Below are 18,610 nucleotides of genomic sequence, written 5' to 3'. Positions count from 1 at the left end.
TCCTGTGCGTTCCGTCACTCGGGATCACCCGGAAGGTCTGCGCGCACGGCATCGCGGGCACCGGTGAGCAACACGCATATCCACCACCCTTCACGCGTGAGCGACTTGGGAAGAAGAGGGGGTCGTCATGACCGGACAGCAGCAGCGTGACCACGCCGGACAGGGCCATGAGCACGAGTGGCCGGCCGTCACGGTCCACGAGGCGGACCCGGCGGCCGTGGAGGCCGACTTCTACCACGTGCGCGAGACGGTCGCTCCCGAGGACCAGGAACTGCTGGCGGCGGTGCGGGACTGGGCGCGCAAGAACCTCGCCCCCATCGCGGACGAGTACTGGGAGCGCGGCGAGTTCCCGCACGAGCTGATCCCGCAGTTGCCCGGACTCGGCATCGCGGGGCTCCAGTTCAAGGGCTACGGATCGCCCGGCCGGGGCGCCCTGGTGGCCGGGCTCGTGAGCATGGAGCTCTCCCGAGTCGACCCCTCGTTCGCGACCTTCCACGGCGTGCACAGCGGACTCGGCATCGCCTCGGTCATGGAGTGCGGCTCCGAGGAGCAGAAGCAGCGGTGGATACCGGAGATGCTGCGCTGGGAGCGGCTGGCCGCGTTCGCGCTGACCGAGCCCGGGGTCGGCTCCGGCACCTCCCGCGGGCTGACCACCACCGCCCGGCGCGAGGGCGACACCTGGGTGCTGAACGGGCGCAAGAAGTGGATCGGCAACGCCACCTTCGCCGACCTGGTGATCGTCTGGGCGAAGGACGAGGCCGACGGCGAGGTCAAGGGCTTCGTCGTGCAGCAGGGCGCGGAGGGTTTCACACCGCACCGCATCGACGGCAAGGTCTCGCTGCGTACCGTGCAGAACGCCGAGATCGAACTGCGGGACGTGCGGGTGCCGGAGGCGGACCGGCTCCAGGAGGCGAACTCCTTCAAGGACACCGCGAAGGTGCTGCGCGCCACCCGGCTCGGGGTCTCCTGGAACGCGGTGGGCTGCGCCATGGGCGCGTACGAGGCCGCCCGCGCCTACACCCTGGAGCGGGAGCAGTTCGGCAAGCCCATCGCCGCCTTCCAACTGGTGCAGGACCAGCTCGCCCGCATGCTCGCCGACATCACCGCCTGCCAGACCATGAACGTACGGGCGGCACAGCTCCAGGACGCGGGTCTGCTCACCGACCAGCAGGCGTCCATGGCGAAGATGTTCAGCACCACCCGCACCCGCGAGGTCGTGGCCCACGCCCGCGAGCTCCTCGGCGGCAACGGCATCCTCCTGGACCACGAGGTCGCCCGCTTCTGGGCCGACGCCGAGGCCCTCTACTCCTACGAGGGCACCCGCGACATGAACTCCCTGATCGTGGGCCGGGCGGCGACGGGGATCAGCGCGTTCGTCTGAGGGGCCGATCCCCCGCCCGCTCGACAGCAGCGGTACCCGCCGGTCCGGACCGGAGAGGGGACGGCGCCACGCCGCGGCTCCGGAACGGGCGACCGCCGTCGTCGATCCTCGGCGTGCCTCGATCGGCGTGCGCTGGTCGGCGCCGACCGGCTCGCACAGCGGCTCGATCGTCCGGTACGCGGTGTGGGTGTGCGACAGGAGCACCCCGAGGGACCACTCCCGGATCGTCGACCACCCGGCCTCCGCCCGCTCCGCCGAGGTCACGGGGGTCACGAGGAGGTGATCCTGCCGTGCGCCCGGAACGCGTCGGGTGAGAGGAGAGCCGGCCACCGGGTGCGCCGTCCGTACCGAGCGCTCCGTCCGGGGATACGTTCCGGGTGGGGCGCTCGGCCACAAGCATCGAGGAGAGCACGCAATGGCGATCAGGCGGATGGACAATGTCGGCATCGTCGTCGAGGACATGGACGCCGCCGTCGCGTTCTTCGAGGAGCTCGGCATGGAGCTGGAGGGCCGGGGAGAGGTGCGGGGCGGCTTCGCCGACCGGTGCACCGGGCTCGACGGCGTCCACTGCGACATCGCGATGCTCCGGACGCCGGACGGGCACAGCCGGCTGGAGCTGGCGAAGTACCGCAGCCCCGAGGTGATCGACGGGGGACCGCGTGACCGGCCGCACAACGTCGCGGGCACCCACCGCGTCATGTTCGCCGTCGACGACATCGAGGACACCGTCGCGCGGCTGCGCCCGCACGGCGGTGAACTCGTGGGCGAGATCGCCCGGTTCGAGGACAGTTACCTGCTCTGCTACCTGCGCGGCCCGGAGGGCTTCATCGTCGGCCTGGCCGAGCAGCTGAACTGACGCCCGCGGCCCGTCGGCGCCTCAGGGGGCCACGGCGTCCCCGCCCTGGCGGCAGAAGCGGCGGTCCCGCTCCGTCAACTGTCCCCGTGGGCCGGCCGAGCGCAGGACGACATCCAGGGCTCGGCCGGGGTCGGCGGCGTAGCAGTTGCTGAACCAGGCCATGTTGGCCTCCACCACAGCCCATGCGGCGCCGTCCTCGGGGGTGTTCAGGAGGCCGACGTCCACGACGACCGCGCTGGGCAGGCCCTCGCCGCAGGTGGCCAGGAGATCCCCGGCGAACGCGCGGACGGCCGCTTCGTCGCGGTGTCCCTCGAGCGGCCGGGCGTCGAGGCGGCCGAAGGTCGTGTACTGGGAGCCGGTGCGGACCTCGCCGTCCAGGACGTACAGGCGGAACTCGGCCGCCCAGGTCACCACGTCGCTGATCAGCACCGGCTCGTCCGGCCCGGCCGGGAGGCCGGCACCGGTGGAGTGGACGGCGGCGGGGAAGCTCTTCTCTCTCGGTGGCTTCACGAAGGCCGGGCGGGACAGGCGGCGGGCCTCGTGCAATGTCGACATGGCGATCCGTCGTCCCGTGTACGCGTACGGCAGGGTGGCCAGCCAGTCGTCGGACGGTTCCAGGAGGGCGATCTCGAGGCCGTCCGCGACGCGGGCCCCGAAGGCGGGACCACCGTAGTAGTGGGCGCCCCGCCTCGCCGTAGCGCCGCCGCCCAGGACCTCCACGCCCATCCCCCGCCGTCCGGCCGCCGCGGAGAGCAGCTCGGAAGTGGGTGTGTACTGCGGCGCCAGCGCCAGGAAACCGTGCTTCGTCACGGCCGACAACGGTGCCACCGCCCCGCACCGGCGGTCCACCGCAATACGCGGGAGGAGGCGGGCGGGGCAGCGCGCCCCGCCCGCCCGCACCGGGGCGTCGGCATGGTGAGGGGGGAGTCGTCCGTACTCCCGGGCGCGGGCCGTCCGCGCCGTCGGTCCGCATGGCAGGATGGCCGAGCCGCGCGGGACTGATGGTCTTCGCGCTGCTCAAGAGCCCCATCGGAAGAGAACGGCTGGGTCCCGGACATGACTGCTGAGTGGTACGTCCTCATCGAGGAGGACACCCGGGTGACGGAGTACGTCGAAGGCCATCAACTGAAGTTGCACCGGTGGATGCTGACGGGAACTCATCACGTAGAGGGGGGCGAGGCGCAGGCCCTGGCGGTCGCCGAGGACGCGGCTCTGCACTACATACCTGGCACCATCGCCCGGCACGCCAGGCCGGGGGACGAGCCGGCCCGGCATGCCCTGCTCGCCCAGGACGGGGCCTGGGTGGTGACCGTGCGGCAGCGCCAACGCGAGGCCCGCATACGCGTGACCACCGCCCGCCTCGTGCACTCCCGCGAGGAGAAGGAGGCGCCGCCGAAGACTCTCAAGGAGTCGCTGCGAGGTGCTCTCCAGGCACCGCCGTCCCTCCCGAAGCCCTGGGCGCCGCCCGGCCGGGCGTGAGCCGCACCCAGCCCGGACACGACATGGCTGAGCAGGCCGGTCGGGTCGTCCGAGACCGCGCGGCCGCGCGGGCGGACCCGGCCTCGTGGCAGGCGAGCTGGACCTGAGGGGGCGAGGGGCGGCGGCGCGGTGGGGTCGGGGAGAGCGAGGTCCCTCTCGCGCGGGCCGGCCGTCCCCGTCCCCCCGGCGTGCGCCGCCGCGATGCGCCATCGCGAAGCCGAGACCGACGAGGACAGCGGAGCGGGACGCGCAGGAAGGCAGGCCGGGCGTGCCGTTGCCGGCCGACGGACCGCGCCGGGGCGAGCGTCCCCGCCCCGGCGCGGTCCTCGGCACGTCAGCGCCGGAGGGTCAGCCGACGCGCACCGAGAACCTCGTGACCGCCAGCCCCGCTCCGTTCTCCCAGGGTTCGAAGCCGGCCTGGACGCTGGTGAGGTACCAGTCCGGGGTGGCGAGGCCCTGGGAGACGGTGTGGTCGAGGAAGTCCTTGATGTCGAAGTCGAGGCCGGTCAGGGACGAGTGGGCGACGTAGGAGATCACGTCGTTCTGGCCGTTGCTGCCCCGCCAGACGTCCCAGGTCTGCCCGGCCAGGGCGACGGTCCCGGTCGGGGAGCCGATCGGCTGGACGGGACCGGTCCGGCTGAGCCAGATCATGATCTCGGTCCTGTTGACGCCGTCCGTCCTCGGCGTCGGGTCCAGCCAGATGTCGTACGCGGCGTCGTACACGGCGCCGCCGACGTACTGGTACGCGATGCTGCTCGGCGCTCCGCCGATGTTCCCGATCCGCCTGGGGAGGTTCGTGCCCGGCGAGCAGTTGGTGTAGTGGCATCCCGCGAAGATCGAGGGGTACGACTTCGGGGCGCCGTTGGTGGGCACGGAGCCGTCGGCGCGGGTGAGCTGGAAGCCGTCGCCGACCTGGGTCACGCACTGGGGGGCCGAGGTGCCCCAGGCGTTGTTCTGCACGACGTAACCGCCGGGCGTGGTGACCGAGCCGAACTGGTCGCAGACCTGCGCGTCGGCGTGCGCGGAGCCGGTGGTGGCCGTGAGGGCGGTGACCGAACCGGCGGCCAGGACGAGGGCGGCGGCGAGGGAGCGCAGCTTACGGGACTTCACGTGCATGGGGGGTTCCTTCCGTACGTACGTGGGGGGGGTGGGGGACCGCGGTCTACGGCTCGACGCCCCAGGCGAGCGCGCCGTTGACGTAGACGGTCACCTTGGGGGCGTCGGCGTAGGACGTGCCGGTGCCCCGGCTGTGGTCGTCGGTCTCGTCGAAGTTCGACCAGTCCGTCTTGGCGAGCCGCAGCTGGAGATCGCCGGTACTGGCGCCCGCGGCCAGCGAGCCGGAGGCGAAGGTGACGTCGAGGGTGTGGTCGGCGCCGGTGCGGGCCGCCGGGAGCGCCGTGACGGCCGTCCTCACGGCGGAGCAACCGAGCTGGGCGTAGTCGCACCACGTCTGGTAGCCGGCCGAGGCCGACTCGCCGGTGAACCAGTAGCGGACCGTCACCTTTGACAGGTCGACGGCGCCGGAACCGGAGTTGACGAGCTGGACACCGGGCCTGATCTGGTTGTCGGCGGCCGCGGAGTCGTTGTTCTTGTACTGGGCCCTGAGCCCGGTCGGCCCGCCTCCCCCGCCGGACGCCTTGGTGGTCGCCGAGACGGTTGCCGAGGCCGCCGAGACGTTGCCGGCCGCGTCCCTGGCCTTGACGGTGTACGTGTAGGCGGTGGCGGCGGCCAGACTCGTGTCGGTGTACGAGGTACCGGTGACGCTGCCGGCCTTGGTGCCGCCGCGGTAGACGTCGTATCCGGTCACACCGGTGTCGTCGGTCGCCGCGCGCCAGGTGAGGGAGACGCTGTCGGCCGTGGTCGCGAAGACGGCGAGGCCGGTGGGCGCGGCCGGTGCCTGCGTGTCGCCTCCACCGCCCGAACCACCGGCCGGCGGATAGGCGTTGGCGAGCAACTGCCGGAACTCCGCCGAGAACCAGTGCCCGGCCAGCGGCGAGTCCGGCAGCGCCCCGGTCGGGTTGTTGCCGTTGCGCCCGTTCCCGGCGTACGTCGGGTCGCACATCCGGTCGAAGCCCTTGCCCTCGTCGTTGTCGAGGGGCCGGCTGGCGCCGTCGGACTCGCCCGGCGGCTTCGCCCAGACGTACGCGTCGATGCCGGGGTCGGGCGCGCTCGCCGGGCGTTCACCGAGACCGGCGCCGCTCTGGTTGCACCAGTTCCCGGCATGGATGCGCCGGTCGATCCGGCCGCCGTCGACATAGGCGTCCACGCTGGTCGAGGGGCCGGGACCGGTCGGCCGCGCGGAGCCTCCCCAGCCGTTGCGGGAGGTGTCGATCAGCATGCCGATTCCGCTGTCGAAGCCCTGGGCGACGAGCGCGGAACGCAGCCCCTGCGCGTACGTCGTCTCGTCGTCGTACTGGTTCCAGTCGATCCACTTCGACTGGCGCACGGTGGTGCCGTTGACCATGTCGGTGATCTTGACGTTGGGCTCGCGGGTGGGCGAGTAGTTGGCCGTGTTGACGATGAAGCCCGTCACGTCGCCCACCGTGGCGCCGCCGGTGGTGGCGGCCTTCTTGAACTCCTGTGCGGACGGCACCAGGTTGGAGTCCCAGCCGAGCCAGCCGTGGTGTCCGGCGTCCACGTAGTTGTAGGCGTTCGGCAGCGCCCCCAGCTTGTGCAGGGCGTAGCCGACGCCCTTCTCGTAGTTGCCGTTGGCCTTCATGGTGGCGCACTGGGGCGTGGAGCCCGCCGTGCCGCCGGCGTTGGTGACGAGGTTGGGCAGCGAGTCGGGTTCGATGAGGTTGACGATGCGCAGGCTCGCGTACGCCGGGTCGGCCAGGATTGCCGCGATCGGGTCGATGTAGTCGCTCTGGTAGCGGCCCAGGTCGTCGGCGCCGAGCTCGCCGTTGGAGGCGAGGGCGGCGCAGTCCCGGCCCGGCAGGTCGTAGATCACGAGCTGGACGAGGTTGGCGCCCTGCGCCTTCGCCGCGTCGAGGTGGGCCTTGAGGCCACGGGCCTCCGAGGTGCCCTTGATCGCGGCGATCCGGTCCAGCCACACGAAGGTCGGCTGGTCCGACACCGCCGAACCACCGGGCTCCGCGGCGGCCCTGGCCGACCAGTCGGGGTTCACGTAGGGCTTGGCGCCCGCATAGGGATTGTCCAGCTTGGCGGCGGCGGAGGCGGGCTGCGGCACGGCGCTCAGGGAGAGGGCACCGAGAAGCGCGGCGGCGGCCAGTACGGCCGCTCGTCTCGGGGCGCGGGGGTGTGCGGCTCTGCGGGAGGTCATGCGGGTCTCCTGAAGGTCACGGTGAGCGGGTGGGGGGTACGGCATCGCGCTGACGGTGCCCGGCACTGGACCGCGCACCTACCTTGGGAGCGCTCCCACCGTGCTGCCGCCGGACAGAACTGTCAACACCTGATGCGCGAACTCGCCACCGCGGAGACCTACTTGGCGTTCTCGGGCTCCGGTACGGCGATGGTCCCCTGCGCCACCGCGCAGAGGGTTTCCCTGCCCGCCTGATCCGAACGAAAGACCCTGGGTGTCTCCCTCGGGCGGCCCGCCCTCTCCCCCTGGTGCTTCGTTTTCCGAAACGCCGGCATCCCGTCGCTTCGGACACGATCGACGCCCCGTGCCGGCTGGACGACGCGGGCTGGGCGGACGGCCTGCGGTTCTTCGCTCCGCAGGCCGTCCCGGAGATCCTCCTGCGCTGTGGCCACTACCGCACGGTCTCGTACGTCGCGGGCTGCCTCGACCTCGCTCTGGAGCCGTGGGCGGCGCGGTTCCCGGAGTGCGGGACGCCGTGAGCCGCCACGGCGGGCGCGGGCCCGGCGGTGAGGTGCGGGGAACGCGGTACGGGACGTTCCTCCGCAGAACCACCCGGGGTGACCAGCCCGTCGCCGGGGTGTGGATCAGGCTTCGAGGTTGCCGAGCACCCGGTCGACCGCCTCCCGTACGGCGGTACGCGCCTCGGCGGTGTGGTCGAGCGTCTCGAAGCCGTGCCGGCAGTGCGGGGCGGTGACGGTCTCCACCCGGGTGCCGCACTCGGCGGCGGCGGTCAGGAACCGCTCCACGGTCGCGTCGAGCATCGGGTCCTCCAGCCCTGCCCGCGTGAGCACGACCGGCAGATCCCCCGCACCTCGCACCGCCGCAACCGGACGGAACCGGTCGACGTCCGCGCCGTGGACCGGAAGCGGCTCCATCAGGGGGTAGTTGGCCGCGAGGCACCGCAGCCACGGTGGCGGGGCACTCAGCCAGGGCGCCGCCAACGGGCCGCCGCCGGAGAAGAACCACAGGGCCACCCGGTCACCGTCGACCTCCGGGCGCGCGCGAACGAGGTCGACGGCCGCGGACACGTCCTCGGCGGCACGCGCGAAGTCGTCCGGAGCGTGCAGACGATGATCCAACGTGACTGCGACGAAGCCGAGTTGGGCGACGAGCCGGGCATACCCGGTGAAGGTCGGCCAGTCTCGTGGCGTCGGCCGGATACCGGCGGGCAGCGGGCCGCCGTGCACGAACACCACTGCGGGGCGTGCTTCCTGGCCGTCGGGCAGATACAGGTCGACGTGCTCCACACGCTCCCGTGGGCGGTCCGGCGACTCCACCACGAACGGCCGCAGATGGTCCGGGACGTGGTCCTCGGGGAGGGCGAGGCTCTCCCCCTCGCCCTCCGCCGCCTGCCGCAGGGCCTTGGCCAGCAGATCCGGCTCGGACAGCATCGGCCAGTGGCCGGTGGGCAGTTCGAGGAAGGTGTTGCCCGGCTCGGTGAGCAGGCTCAGACGCGGGTCACCGAGGGACGCCATCCATCGCAGCCGGTCGATGGCCGAGCCGTCGGCCGCGCACAGGATCCCGGTCCTCGGGATGCGGGCGGCCCCCTCGGACAGCCGCAGCGGCTGGGTGAGGGTGGCGACGGGCTGCGGGACGGCCCGCGCGGCGAGCCGGTCGAGCTCGGCGGGTGTCAGCCCGTCGGTACTGCCCAGCCGGTGCCACTCGTCGCGCGTCGGCGGCGGCACCTCGGTCGCGCCGCTCGCGGGACGCGGCAGGGCGGGGAGTACGTCGAGCGCGCTGTCGCCGTCCTCGGGCAGCCCGGCCGCGTCCAGGTGGACGACCCGGACCACCCGCTCCGGGCGCCGGTCGGCGGCTCCGAGGGCCGGGAGCAGGCCGTAGCCGTGCCCGACGAGCACCACGCGCTCCCCCGCAGCGTCGACCTGGCGGATCACCTCCGCGACGTGCGTCTCCAGATCGACCGGCTCGGCGGGACCGTCCTCGTGGAGCGTCGCGCAGCGTACCCGGGCACCCGCGCGCCGCAGCACGTCCGCCACCCCCTCCCACACCCAGTCCCCCGTGTGCGTCTCCGGTACCAGGACGAACGCGGCCTCGGCCCCTGTGCTGACTGTCATCTCCGACTCCTCTTACACATCCGGCGCGGCCCGGTCCCCGGCCGCGCGCCGCTACCGTAGGAACTCCCCCTGGAGGAGGTTCAAGGCGTGACCGGCAGTACTTCGTGGAGCATCGGGGAACTCGCCGCCCGGGCGGGCGTCACCGTGAAGACCGTCCGCTTCTATTCCGACCAGGGACTGCTGCCCGAGACCGGCCGCAGTTCGGGAGGCCACCGCCGCTACGGCCCGGAGGCACTGGGGCGGCTGCGGATGATCCGCTCCCTGCGCACTCTCGACCTGCCGGTGCAGGACGTGGGCCGGGCGCTGGAGCGGGACGACGCGCTGGAGAGCCTGGTGGCGCACCGCCTGAGCGATCTGCGGCCCCAGCTCACCGCGCTGCGCTGGCGGGAGGCCGCGCTCCACCTCCTCACGGACTGCTCGCCCCAGGAGCGCGCCCGGCGGCTGGACCTCATCGGCGCCATGGGCCTCCCGCCGGACACCGACGTCCTCGCCCGCTTCTGGAGACGGTGGCTCTTCCCGGCCCGGCTGCCGGCCCCCCTGCTGGCGGGGATCGTGGACACCGCGGTACCCGCACCGTCCCACGACCCCACCCCGGCGCACGTCCTGGCCTTCGGGCGGCTGCGAGCCATCGTCACGGCACCCTGTCCGTCCGGCCTCCTCGACCGGCCGCCCGCTCCGAGGTGGTTCGACGACGGCTTCCGTCCCGCCGTCCTCTACTCCGGACTGAAGGAGGCGTACGACCTCGCGGCCCCGCAGTTGCGGGCCGGGCGGGCGCCGGCCGGGGGTGAGGCGCTGGACCGGTTCGTCGCGGCCTGGGCGGAAGCCGGGGGTGCCCGTGACGGCACGGCCTTCCGGCGACGGCTGACCGGCGTCCTCGCCGGCGAACCGCGCCTCGACCACTACTGGGACGTCGTGTCCGAACTGGCGACCCCGCCGGGCGCCCCGCCCGAGCCCACACCGGGCGCGGCCGAGGCGTGGCTGCGCGAGGCACTCGCCGACACGGCCGGAGATCCCGAGGAGGACACCGCAATGCGGTCGTGCTCGCATGACTGACCGCGGCGACTCCCACCTGCGCACCTGGGCGCTGCGCTTTTTGACCCTCCTCGCGGCTGACCCCGGGGAGCAGCGTGCGTGGCTGGGTGAGCAGGCCGTGGAGACGGGCTCCGTGGCCGAGGAGGTGCTGCTGCTCTGCCGGCTCTGGGCGGGGCTGGTGGAGCGGGGCTGCGGTGAGCCCGGAACTCTCGCCGATGCGCGGGCTATCGCGCGGCGGCTCGACGGGATGCAGGACGCGCCCCGCACCGGTCTGTGGGCCGACGCGCTGGCCGTGGCTCCGGTGTGGGCCGAAGTCCGTTCACTTGCCCGGCAGTTCCTCCTCACAGAGCTGGGCGACCGGCGTCAGCCGCTGCCGCGAGCCGGTGAACCTCTCCGGTCACAGCACTAGGGGCGCGGTTGCGGGGACGACGGGGCCTTGCGGTCCACGTCGCACTCCTTCTCGGTCAGGGGGCGCCGGTCGCCCGCGCGGCGGGAGCAGAGGACGGTGCGGTCGTAGTGGGCGCCGCCGGTGTTGGCGACGCGGACCAGGGAGATGGCGTAGTTGTCCCGGGTCCCCGGTTCGAGGCCCTGGTCGTGGGCGTCGTCCTGGGTGAGGGCGGTGAAGTCGATGCGGCCGGTGGCGAGGTTGTCGATGTTGGTGCGCAGGAGGCCGGACCACGCCTCGGCGCGGCCACGTGGCCGGCCGTCGCCGGTCGCGGCGCGGTAGAGGACCTCGGTGGCGTCGTGCATGAGCATCGTCTGCCCGTCGCTGAGCGCGCGGTCGGTCTGCGGGGTCGCCGCGCTCAGGCCGAGGATCTTCTCCTGGCCTGGGCCGAGTTTGCGCAGGTTGTTGACGAATATGGTGCCCTGGTTCTTGGTGCCCGGGGCGGTGAGGACCAGGTGGTAGAGGGTGACGTTGGCGGCGACGCTGCTGCGCTCGGAGTCGAAGCCCGCCAGGGAGAGGTCGTCCCCGGCCAGGACCGCGATCTGCTTGCCGTTGCAGCCGGGCTCGGAGGTGATGCCGTCCATCAGGGCGTTGACGTCCTCGGTGCGGCCCGCGAAGTACACGACCCTCGGGACCTCGCCCTCCTGGCAGATCTGGTCGACCTGGCGGCCGAGGACCGGGCGGCCGTCGCTCAGCTCGTACCGCTGAAGCCGGTCGACCCGGTAGCCCACGTCGGTGAGCATCCGGGCGCCGTGGTCCATCTGCTCGCGGGTGTAGCGGTCGTGGGTGACGGGGCTGCGGCCGAGAACGACGGCGCGGCCCGCGGTGCCGTAGCCGTGGGTGCCGGGGGCGCGCAGCTGCTGCGCCACCAGACGGAGTTGCCGTACCTGCCACTGGTCGGTGGCGGCCAGGTTGAAGAAGTTGGGCTTGTCGAGCAGCCAGGTGCCGGAGTTGGTGCCGGAGACGACGGGGAGTTCGGCCTGGCGCAGGGTCTCGAGCACCTTGTCCGTGTCGGTCATGTCGCGGCCGATGCCGACCACGCCGACGATCGTGCGGTCCCGGCGCGCCACCTCCACGATCCGCTCGGCCATGGTGGTCTGACTGGCCATGTCCGTGCCGCCGTTGGCGACCAGCAGGCGCAGCTTCACCGGCTGCGAGGCGTTGTTGGCGTGCTGGGCTACGTAGGCGCCGCGCAACTCCTCGAATCCCTTGACCAGTTGGTCGTCGTTCCCGCCCTCGCGGCCGGGTCCGCTGAGTGGACCCGCGTAGATTAGGGTGACGTGAGCGCTGTCGCCGATCGCCGTGTTCTCCTCGCGGATCAACTCCTGGAGCCGGCGTGCGACCGGGAAGGTGACCGAGCCGGTCGCCACGCCGACGCACTCGGAGCCCTTGCCGCCCGGCGCCTCGACGCGGCGGGTGTCCTGGTTGGCGCCACGCAGGTCGCTGGAGCAGTACTGGCTGCTCAGCCGGTGGTCACGGACGCCGACTCCGAGCCCGGCGGCGGCGAGGACGAGGGCCAGCGCGGGCAGCGACCAGAGCCAGGTCCAGCGGGGGCGCCCGGTGGAGAGCCGGGAGCGGCGCGGGGAGCCGACCCCGAGGTCGGGGTGGAGCAGCAGTCCCTCCGGCAGCGGCACCCGCAGCACCCACGGCAGGGTTCGGCCCTCCAGGCTGGGCGACTGGCTGACGCGGCGGGCGCGGTTCCAGCTCGCGTACCAGGCCGGCAGGTCGGCGCCAGAGCCGTTGAGGTGGCTCACGGCGGGCCCGGCCGCGTAGCTGCGCTCCAGCAGGCCGATGTCCTCGTGCCGTACGGCGGCGATGACGAGGAGCGGGTCGAGTTCGCTCCGGATGCTGCGGATGTCGCTGACGGCGCGCAGGAGTTCGATCAGCCCGTTGTCGGGGGTGGCGTCCGGCAGGACGAGCACCGGCGGGGTGGGGCGCTTGCGTCCACGCAGGTCCAGCGACCAGGCGCGGTGCGCGTCGCGCAGGTCCTCGCGCAGGGCGTGCACCCGCAACTGGAGGTGGCGGCGCTGGGCGTCCTCGTCACCGCTTCCGCTGCGGTGCTCGTCGAGGAGGCCGCCGTCCTGGATGTCACGGGCCACGGCGGCGACCCGCTGGCGTACCGCGCCCGGCGGCCAGAGCCGCAGCAGGCGCCAGGTGAGGCCCGCGCCGCGGTCGGCGCGCGGGCCCTGGTTGAGGTAGGTGGTGCTGAGGAACCAGCGGACCTCGCGGCGCAGCCCGAGGAACACCGGCGCCCGTCCCGGCAGGATGCTCAGCGCCAGCAGCGCGGCCATCACCACGGCGAGGAACAGCAGCGTCACGTACCAGGGCTTGTCGGTGATCAGGACCGCGACGACCGCGATGAGCAGGGCGGGGACGGTCCGGGAGGCGTCGGTGGCGGCGTCGCGGAGCCGGGCCGTCCACTGGATGCCGCCGGGCCGCCAGCCGGTGCGGTTCAGTCCGTGCGCCAGTTCGTCCGGCTCGGCACCGGGACCGGCCTCCCGCACCACGTTCTCTATGGCGAGGAGCAGCTCGCTGCGTGGGAAGGTGTACTGGCCGTACTGGCGTCCGCCGCCGCGCCAGGCGTGCGGCTCCACGTACGGCTCGCTCCCGGACCGGGCCGGCTTGCCGCCGAGCGCCTGGACGACCCGCAGGGCGCGCACCATGGGACTGCCGCCGTCGGTGGGATCGACCAGCGCGGACTGCCGGACGGCGGCGAACGGCACCCCCCGCGAACGGAGTTCCTGCCGCACCTCGGCGACGCTGCCGCGCACGGCCTCGTCGCCCTCCGGTGAGCCGCCGTCCGCGTAGATCACGAACTCCGGCAGCGCCATCGGGCTGCGGCGCCGGAACGCCTGGAAGATCGCGTCCAGCATCTCGATGAGACGCGGGGTGGTCGCGTAGTGCCGTCTGCTGTCTGCGCCGCCCAGGTGGGTCACCAACTCGCGCTCCTCGGGGTCGACTTCGCACTCCATCCGGACAAGGAGTGGTGTGAAGTCTGCCCAGCCGCCGCGCCGTGCGAGGGGGAGTGGCACAAATGTGACCAGCCTGCAGCGGTAGGGACATCGGGCGGCGGAAGCGGACCGGTGGAGGGCGGCTTTGTCATCATTGCCCTTTGCCCGATCGGAAAAGGTGGGTCTCGGATGGACGAGCACTGGTTGTCCCGGCGCGTACACGAAGCGGAGGCGTCTGTTCCGGGCGGCTTCGACCTGTCGGCGTGCGTGGCCGAGCGGATTCACCTGCTGGGTGGCGTGCAGTCGTACGGCACCCTGCTGGCGGTGGACGTGGCGACCGGGCTGGTCGACACCGCCGCCGAGAACACCGGAGCGCTGCTCGGACAGGACGCCTCCGCGCTGGTGGGACGGCCGGTGACGGCGGTGCTGGACGAGGCCGACTGGGCCGAGGCGACGGAGTCCGCCGTGGAGGGCGATTCGGTGGCCGTGGTCTTCCCGGTGACGGCCGGCGCGGGGCCGGTGAGGTCCTCCTTCGACCTCGGTGTGCACCGCCGCGGCGGTCTGGTGATGCTGGAGTTCGAGCCGCGCGAGCCGGGCGACGCGCTCCGGTTCGCCGGCTTCTACCAGGGCGTCAGGCGGGCGCTGCGGCGGCTGCGGTCGGCCACCACCGTGCTGGAGTGCTGCCGGGCGGCGGCCCGCGAGGTGCGGGCGCTGACGGGGTACGACCGGGTGGTCGCGTACCGCTTCGACGGCACCGACGGCCCCGGCGAGGTCGTCGCCGAGGACCTCGCCGGGGGACGGGAGCCGTGGCTGGGACTGTGGTTCCCGGCGACGGACATCCCGCCACAGGCCCGGCGGCTGTACGAGGAGAACTGGATCCGGGTGATCGCGGACGTGGACGACCCGACCTCCCGCCTGTTCCCGCCGGTCCGTCCGGCCACGGGTGAGCCGCTGGACCTGTCGGGGTCGGCGCTGCGTACCGTCTCGGAGTTCCATCTCGAGTACCTGCGCAACATCGGGGTGCGGTCGTCCATGTCGGTGTCACTGCTGCGGGAGGGGCGGCTGTGGGGGCTGATCGCCTGCCACGGGGACACGCCCACCCGGCTGGCGCCCGAGGTCCGGTCGGCGTGCGAGCTGTTCGGTGTGGCGTTCTCCATGCAGCTGGTCGCCATCGAGGAGCGGGAGCGGGCCGACGCGCTGGAGCGGGCCGGGCGGGACGCGGCGACGGTGGCGGAGCTGCTGGACGCCGATGTGGACGGCTCCCTGCTGCGGCACGAGGCGGAGCTGCGGCGGCTGGTGGCCGCCGACGGCGTGCTGCTGGTACGCAGCGGACGGACGTCCGGGGCGGGCCTGGCGGTCCCCGCGGAACTGGCCGCCGCGCTCGGCCGGTACGCGGCGCGGCTGCGCCCCGGCGACGTGTGGGCGACGGACCGGCTGGGCGAACTGCTGGCCGACGACGGCCTGGACGTGTCCCTCACGGCGGGCGGTCCGGCCGGGGTGCTGATGCTGCCGCTGAGCCGGGACGGCGACTACCTGGCGTGGCTGCGCGCGGAGCGGCCCCTTCCCCGCGCCTGGGCGGCCGACCCGGCCCGGCCGGTGCTGGTGGGCCCTCGCGGGGAGCGGCTGACCCCGCGCGGCTCGGGCGCGGTCTTCCGCTCGATGATGCGGGGCCGCAGCCTGCCCTGGAGCACCCGGGACGAGGCCGCCGCGCTGGAGATGGGCCGCCTGTTCACCCGGCTCGTGCTCCGGCACGCCGATGAACTGAGCGCCCTGAACGATGAGTTGCGGATGACCAATCTGGACCTGGACTCCTTCGCCCATGTCGCCGCGCACGATCTGAAGGAGCCGCTGCGGGGCATCGCCAACGCCGTGACCTTCACGCTGGAGGATGCGGCGGACGGGCTGGACGCGACGAGCGTGCGCCGGCTCGAGACGATGCGGCGGCTCGCCGGACGCATGGACGACCTGCTCAACTCGCTGCTGCACTACGCCCGGATGGGCCGGGCGGGACTGGTGCGCACCGACGTCCCGCTCGACGAGGTCCTGGACCGCGCCCTGGAGGTGGCGGGTCCCCGCCTGGCCGAGCAAGGCGTGGCGGTGGTGCGTCCCCGGCCGCTGCCCCGGGTGAGCGCAGACCCGGACCGGGTCTACGAGATCCTGCTGAACCTCCTGGTCAACGCCGCCAAGTACGCGGCCGACCGGCCCGACCGCACGGTGGAGATCACCATGGAGGACGCGGTGGCGCCGGGCGCCGTCTCGCCGGTGCCGGCGGTGGTGGTGCGGGACAACGGGATCGGCATCCCGGCCGAGCTGCACGAGGAGGTCTTCGACCTGTTCCGCCGCCTGCACGCCCCGCACGAGCACGGGGGCGGCACGGGGGTGGGCCTCGCGGTGGTCAAGCGCATCGTGGAGCGCCACGAGGGGCGGCTCTGGCTGCGCAGCGCGCCCGGTGAGGGCTCCGCCTTCTACTTCACGCTGGGTGAGGAGGGGCCGGCGGACTGACCCTTGTCCTGCTGCCAGTAGTCGAGGGCGCCCTTGAGGACGGTGCGGAAGAGGTCGAAGTTGAGCGGCTTGTAGATGTAGCTGTCCGCCCCGGCCGCGTAGCAGGCGTCCACCTCGGCCGGGGCGGTGGAGGAGGTGAAGACCACCAAGGTCATGTCGGCCAGCTCCGGCCGGGCGCGCAGCGACTTCAGCACCGCGAAGCCGCTCATGCCGGGCATGTTGAGGTCGAGCAGCACGATGCCGGGCACCTCGGGGGCGGCCAGCAGCCGGTCGACCAGCCCATCGCCCTGCGAGGTGAACTCCAGCCGCAGGTGGGGGTGGGTCCGGGACACGGCGCGCTCGATGGCCTCGGCGTCCTCCTGGGAGTCCTCCAGAACCAGTACGCGCCGCATGTCGAGCGGCCTGGCGGGGACGTGCTCCGCTGTCATGGCTGTCCTTTCACTCGTGCGATCAGCACGGCCGTGTCGTCGTCGCCCAGGTGCCGGAACGCCGAGGCGGCCGCCACGATCCGGGCGGCGGGGTCTTCGCCGCCCGCCAGCTCGCTCACCGCGGCGGGCAGGCGTTCCTCGAAGTGGATGCCGTCGGCCGACCGGGCCTCGATCAGACCGTCGGTGAACATCATCACGGCGTCCCCCTCGCCGAGCCGGACCCGCACGGACTCGTAGGAGGTGCCGGGGACCACGCCGAGGAGCAGCCCGTGCGCGGCCACCTCGCCGACTTCGCCACCGGCGCGGCGGAGCAGCGGGAAGGGGTGTCCGGCGGCGGCGATCTCGGCGTCCCAGCCTCCCTCGGCGGGAGTGAGGACCATGACCAGGGCGGTGACGAAGCGGGAGGCGCGCTCGTCGGTGAGCGCCCGGTTCAGCCTGCTCAGCGCGCGGCCGGGCGGGGTGCCGTCCTCCAGCAGAGTGCGCAGGGTGTGCCGGGCCAGGGCGGTGAAGGCTGCCGCCTCCGCGCCGCGTCCGCACACGTCGCCGATGAACAGCGCGACCCCGCCGTCCGCCGCGACCACGTCGTAGAAGTCGCCGCCGACGTCGAGGCTGGTGTCGCCCACCTCGTAGGCGGCGCTCAGTTCGAGACCGGCGACCTCGGGCAGCGCGCGGGGCAGCAGGTGATGCTGCAACAGCCTTACGTGCTCGCGCCGCTGGGCGTAGAGGGTGGTGGTGTCGATGGCGAGGGCGGCGCGGCCGGCCAGGTTCTCCAGGGTGCGCGGGTCGGCGATGCCGTCCTCCTCGCCGCCGTAGAGGAAGGTCAGGGTGCCCAGCGTGCGGCCGCGGGCGCGCAGCGGGCTGACGCTGAGCGCGGACACGGGGAAGGCGGCGTCGGCCGCGGCCGGGTCGAAGGGGCCGCCCGCCAGATCGGCGCCGCGCAGCACCACGCTGTCGCGGCGGGCCGCGCCGGCGCACAGCGTGGCGTCCAGCCAGGGGTCGTCGTGCGCGATCCCGGCGAGCCGTTCCTGCGCGGTGACCGCGACATGGGCCACCGCGACCGGCTCCAGCCGCCCGTCGGTGCGGAAGAGGTGCACGGCGCAGCCCTCGGCAACGGCGGGCACGGCGAGCCGGGCCACCCGGCCGAGGGTCTCCTGTACGTCGAGACTCGCGTCCATCTGGAGCGACGCCTCGGCGAGGAAGGCGTCCCGCGCCTGCCGCCGCTCGTCGAAGCGCGCTTCCAGGATGCGCTCGTTGCTGGCCATGAGCACGTCGGCCACCTGCGCGAGCTGCTCCCCGAGCCGGGCGACGGTCACCGGATCGGGCAGGCTCTCCAGCCCGACCCAGAGCCCGGCGGTGTCACCGGTGGCCAGCGGGAAGACGCACTCCAGCACCGCGGCGGCCTTGGAGTCGAGCAGCGGGCCCTCCACCAGCGCGAGGCCGGCCTGCTCCGGCCCGGTCAGGTCGTACAGACGGGAGAGGGGGCCACTGCCGGCGTCGAGCGTGGGCGGCAGGCCGGGGCCGCCGGGCCAGTCGGCAGCCGTGGGCAGCCAGGTCTCGGGGTCCTCGCAGCCCGCCGGCAGCACGCGCAGGTACCGGGGTCCACCCACGCCCCAGCGGGCTCCCACCGCGACGGCCGCGCCGGGCAGTCGGACGAGTGCCTGGTACACCTGTGCCGCTAGGCCGGTGACGTCCTCCACGGCGATGGCGCCCAGCCACAGCTGGTGCAGCCGGCGCCACCAGGCGTCGGGCGCCTGGCCAGACGGACTCGCCGGAGTGTTCACGCGGGTCTCTCCATGGGTCCTCATGCTACGGGCTGTCCCGTGATCCCCGGCGGGCGCGCGACGACGGCTACGGCACCTCGCCGCGTTGTCGGATCGCCCGCACACGCCGGGTGTGAGAGCGATCCTCTGCCTTGCGACGCACCGCATCCGCCGCCGCGCGCTGATCCACCGGGGATTACGGGACAGCCCTTGGGCGCAGCGGCCACGGAATTCGCCGGAAGAAATCCGCCGGGCACCGAATGCACGGTTTTCACGATCCCGTACGACCCTTGATGGCGAATGGGCGACGATTCGAAAAGGCCGGGCATGAAAGAACGGCGCGCGGTGGAACCTCGCACCTCAGTGGTGCGGGTTCCGCTGC

General features: G+C 73.2%; 13 protein-coding genes and 1 pseudogene. 7 read left to right on the top strand and 7 right to left on the bottom strand.

Annotation, left to right across the window (positions count from 1 at the left end):
- The first annotated feature begins 127 nt into the window (after positions 1-127).
- Complete coding sequence (locus ACWCV3_RS09925) at positions 128-1,381, top strand: acyl-CoA dehydrogenase family protein (RefSeq protein ID WP_451221052.1); 1,254 nt, start codon at positions 128-130, stop codon at positions 1,379-1,381.
- A gap of 415 nt (positions 1,382-1,796) precedes the next feature.
- Complete coding sequence (locus ACWCV3_RS09920; protein ID WP_451221049.1) at positions 1,797-2,237, top strand: VOC family protein; 441 nt, start codon at positions 1,797-1,799, stop codon at positions 2,235-2,237.
- A gap of 21 nt (positions 2,238-2,258) precedes the next feature.
- Here the strand turns inward: ACWCV3_RS09920 and ACWCV3_RS09915 are convergent, their stop codons facing one another.
- Positions 2,259-2,963 (bottom strand): ATP-grasp domain-containing protein, encoded by a 705-nt coding sequence (locus ACWCV3_RS09915; protein ID WP_451221492.1) that lies wholly within the window; start codon positions 2,961-2,963, stop codon positions 2,259-2,261.
- 330 nt (positions 2,964-3,293) lie between these two features.
- Between ACWCV3_RS09915 and ACWCV3_RS09910 the strand changes: the two genes are divergently transcribed.
- Complete coding sequence (locus tag ACWCV3_RS09910; RefSeq protein WP_451221046.1) at positions 3,294-3,716, top strand: hypothetical protein; 423 nt, start codon at positions 3,294-3,296, stop codon at positions 3,714-3,716.
- Between the two features lie 354 nt (positions 3,717-4,070).
- Here ACWCV3_RS09910 and ACWCV3_RS09905 read toward each other — a convergent pair.
- Positions 4,071-4,832: pseudogene (locus ACWCV3_RS09905) on the bottom strand (GH12 family glycosyl hydrolase domain-containing protein); the annotation flags it as partial.
- Between the two features lie 46 nt (positions 4,833-4,878).
- The gene (locus ACWCV3_RS09900) at positions 4,879-6,999 is read right to left on the bottom strand and encodes a glycoside hydrolase family 6 protein (RefSeq protein ID WP_451221043.1); all 2,121 of its coding nucleotides are present in this window, start codon (positions 6,997-6,999) and stop codon (positions 4,879-4,881) included.
- A gap of 287 nt (positions 7,000-7,286) precedes the next feature.
- On the opposite strand from ACWCV3_RS09900, the gene ACWCV3_RS09895 reads away from it, so the two are divergent.
- On the top strand, positions 7,287-7,517 hold the full coding sequence (locus ACWCV3_RS09895) for a hypothetical protein (RefSeq protein ID WP_451221041.1): 231 nt from the start codon (positions 7,287-7,289) through the stop codon (positions 7,515-7,517).
- Positions 7,518-7,622: 105 nt separating this feature from the next.
- Here the strand turns inward: ACWCV3_RS09895 and ACWCV3_RS09890 are convergent, their stop codons facing one another.
- Positions 7,623-9,110, bottom strand: a complete 1,488-nt coding sequence (locus ACWCV3_RS09890) for an alpha/beta hydrolase family protein (RefSeq protein WP_451221038.1) — start codon at positions 9,108-9,110, stop codon at positions 7,623-7,625.
- Positions 9,111-9,197: 87 nt separating this feature from the next.
- Here ACWCV3_RS09890 and ACWCV3_RS09885 point away from each other — a divergent pair, with 87 nt between their 5' ends.
- Together ACWCV3_RS09885 and ACWCV3_RS09880 are read left to right on the top strand one after the other, a co-directional pair.
- Positions 9,198-10,163 carry a helix-turn-helix domain-containing protein gene (locus ACWCV3_RS09885; protein ID WP_451221035.1) on the top strand — a complete coding sequence of 322 codons (966 nt, stop codon included), beginning with the start codon at positions 9,198-9,200 and terminating at the stop codon, positions 10,161-10,163.
- Complete coding sequence (locus ACWCV3_RS09880; RefSeq protein WP_451221032.1) at positions 10,156-10,551, top strand: hypothetical protein; 396 nt, start codon at positions 10,156-10,158, stop codon at positions 10,549-10,551. Before ACWCV3_RS09885 ends, ACWCV3_RS09880 begins: the two co-directional genes overlap by 8 nt.
- Here the strand turns inward: ACWCV3_RS09880 and ACWCV3_RS09875 are convergent.
- Positions 10,548-13,559: an ABC transporter substrate-binding protein gene (locus tag ACWCV3_RS09875; RefSeq protein WP_451221029.1), complete on the bottom strand. Its 3,012-nt coding sequence runs from the start codon at positions 13,557-13,559 to the stop codon at positions 10,548-10,550. The genes ACWCV3_RS09880 and ACWCV3_RS09875 overlap by 4 nt on opposite strands.
- 168 nt (positions 13,560-13,727) lie before the next feature.
- Between ACWCV3_RS09875 and ACWCV3_RS09870 the strand changes: the two genes are divergently transcribed.
- Entirely contained in the window at positions 13,728-16,040 is a 2,313-nt protein-coding gene (locus ACWCV3_RS09870; protein ID WP_451221026.1) for an ATP-binding protein, read from the top strand.
- On the opposite strand, the gene ACWCV3_RS09865 is transcribed toward ACWCV3_RS09870, so the two are convergent.
- Positions 16,004-16,468, bottom strand: coding sequence for a response regulator (locus ACWCV3_RS09865; RefSeq protein WP_451221023.1), 465 nt, complete (start codon positions 16,466-16,468; stop codon positions 16,004-16,006). The genes ACWCV3_RS09870 and ACWCV3_RS09865 overlap by 37 nt on opposite strands.
- Entirely contained in the window at positions 16,465-18,249 is a 1,785-nt protein-coding gene (locus ACWCV3_RS09860) for a PP2C family protein-serine/threonine phosphatase (protein ID WP_451221020.1), read from the bottom strand. The genes ACWCV3_RS09865 and ACWCV3_RS09860 overlap by 4 nt, the downstream gene beginning before the upstream one ends.
- Positions 18,250-18,610: the final 361 nt, after the last annotated feature.

Source organism: Streptomyces sp. NPDC001781 (assembly GCF_053596035.1).
This window is presented reverse-complemented; position numbering and strand designations above follow the sequence as displayed.

Coding starts and splice junctions, on each gene's coding strand:
- ACWCV3_RS09925 (WP_451221052.1), top strand. CDS start 128: ATGACCGGACAGCAGCAGCGTGACCACGCCGGACAGGGCCATGAGCAC.
- ACWCV3_RS09920 (WP_451221049.1), top strand. CDS start 1,797: ATGGCGATCAGGCGGATGGACAATGTCGGCATCGTCGTCGAGGACATG.
- ACWCV3_RS09915 (WP_451221492.1), bottom strand. CDS start 2,963: ATGGGCGTGGAGGTCCTGGGCGGCGGCGCTACGGCGAGGCGGGGCGCC.
- ACWCV3_RS09910 (WP_451221046.1), top strand. CDS start 3,294: ATGACTGCTGAGTGGTACGTCCTCATCGAGGAGGACACCCGGGTGACG.
- ACWCV3_RS09900 (WP_451221043.1), bottom strand. CDS start 6,999: ATGACCTCCCGCAGAGCCGCACACCCCCGCGCCCCGAGACGAGCGGCC.
- ACWCV3_RS09890 (WP_451221038.1), bottom strand. CDS start 9,110: ATGACAGTCAGCACAGGGGCCGAGGCCGCGTTCGTCCTGGTACCGGAG.
- ACWCV3_RS09880 (WP_451221032.1), top strand. CDS start 10,156: ATGACTGACCGCGGCGACTCCCACCTGCGCACCTGGGCGCTGCGCTTT.
- ACWCV3_RS09875 (WP_451221029.1), bottom strand. CDS start 13,559: ATGGAGTGCGAAGTCGACCCCGAGGAGCGCGAGTTGGTGACCCACCTG.
- ACWCV3_RS09870 (WP_451221026.1), top strand. CDS start 13,728: ATGGACGAGCACTGGTTGTCCCGGCGCGTACACGAAGCGGAGGCGTCT.
- ACWCV3_RS09865 (WP_451221023.1), bottom strand. CDS start 16,468: ATGACAGCGGAGCACGTCCCCGCCAGGCCGCTCGACATGCGGCGCGTA.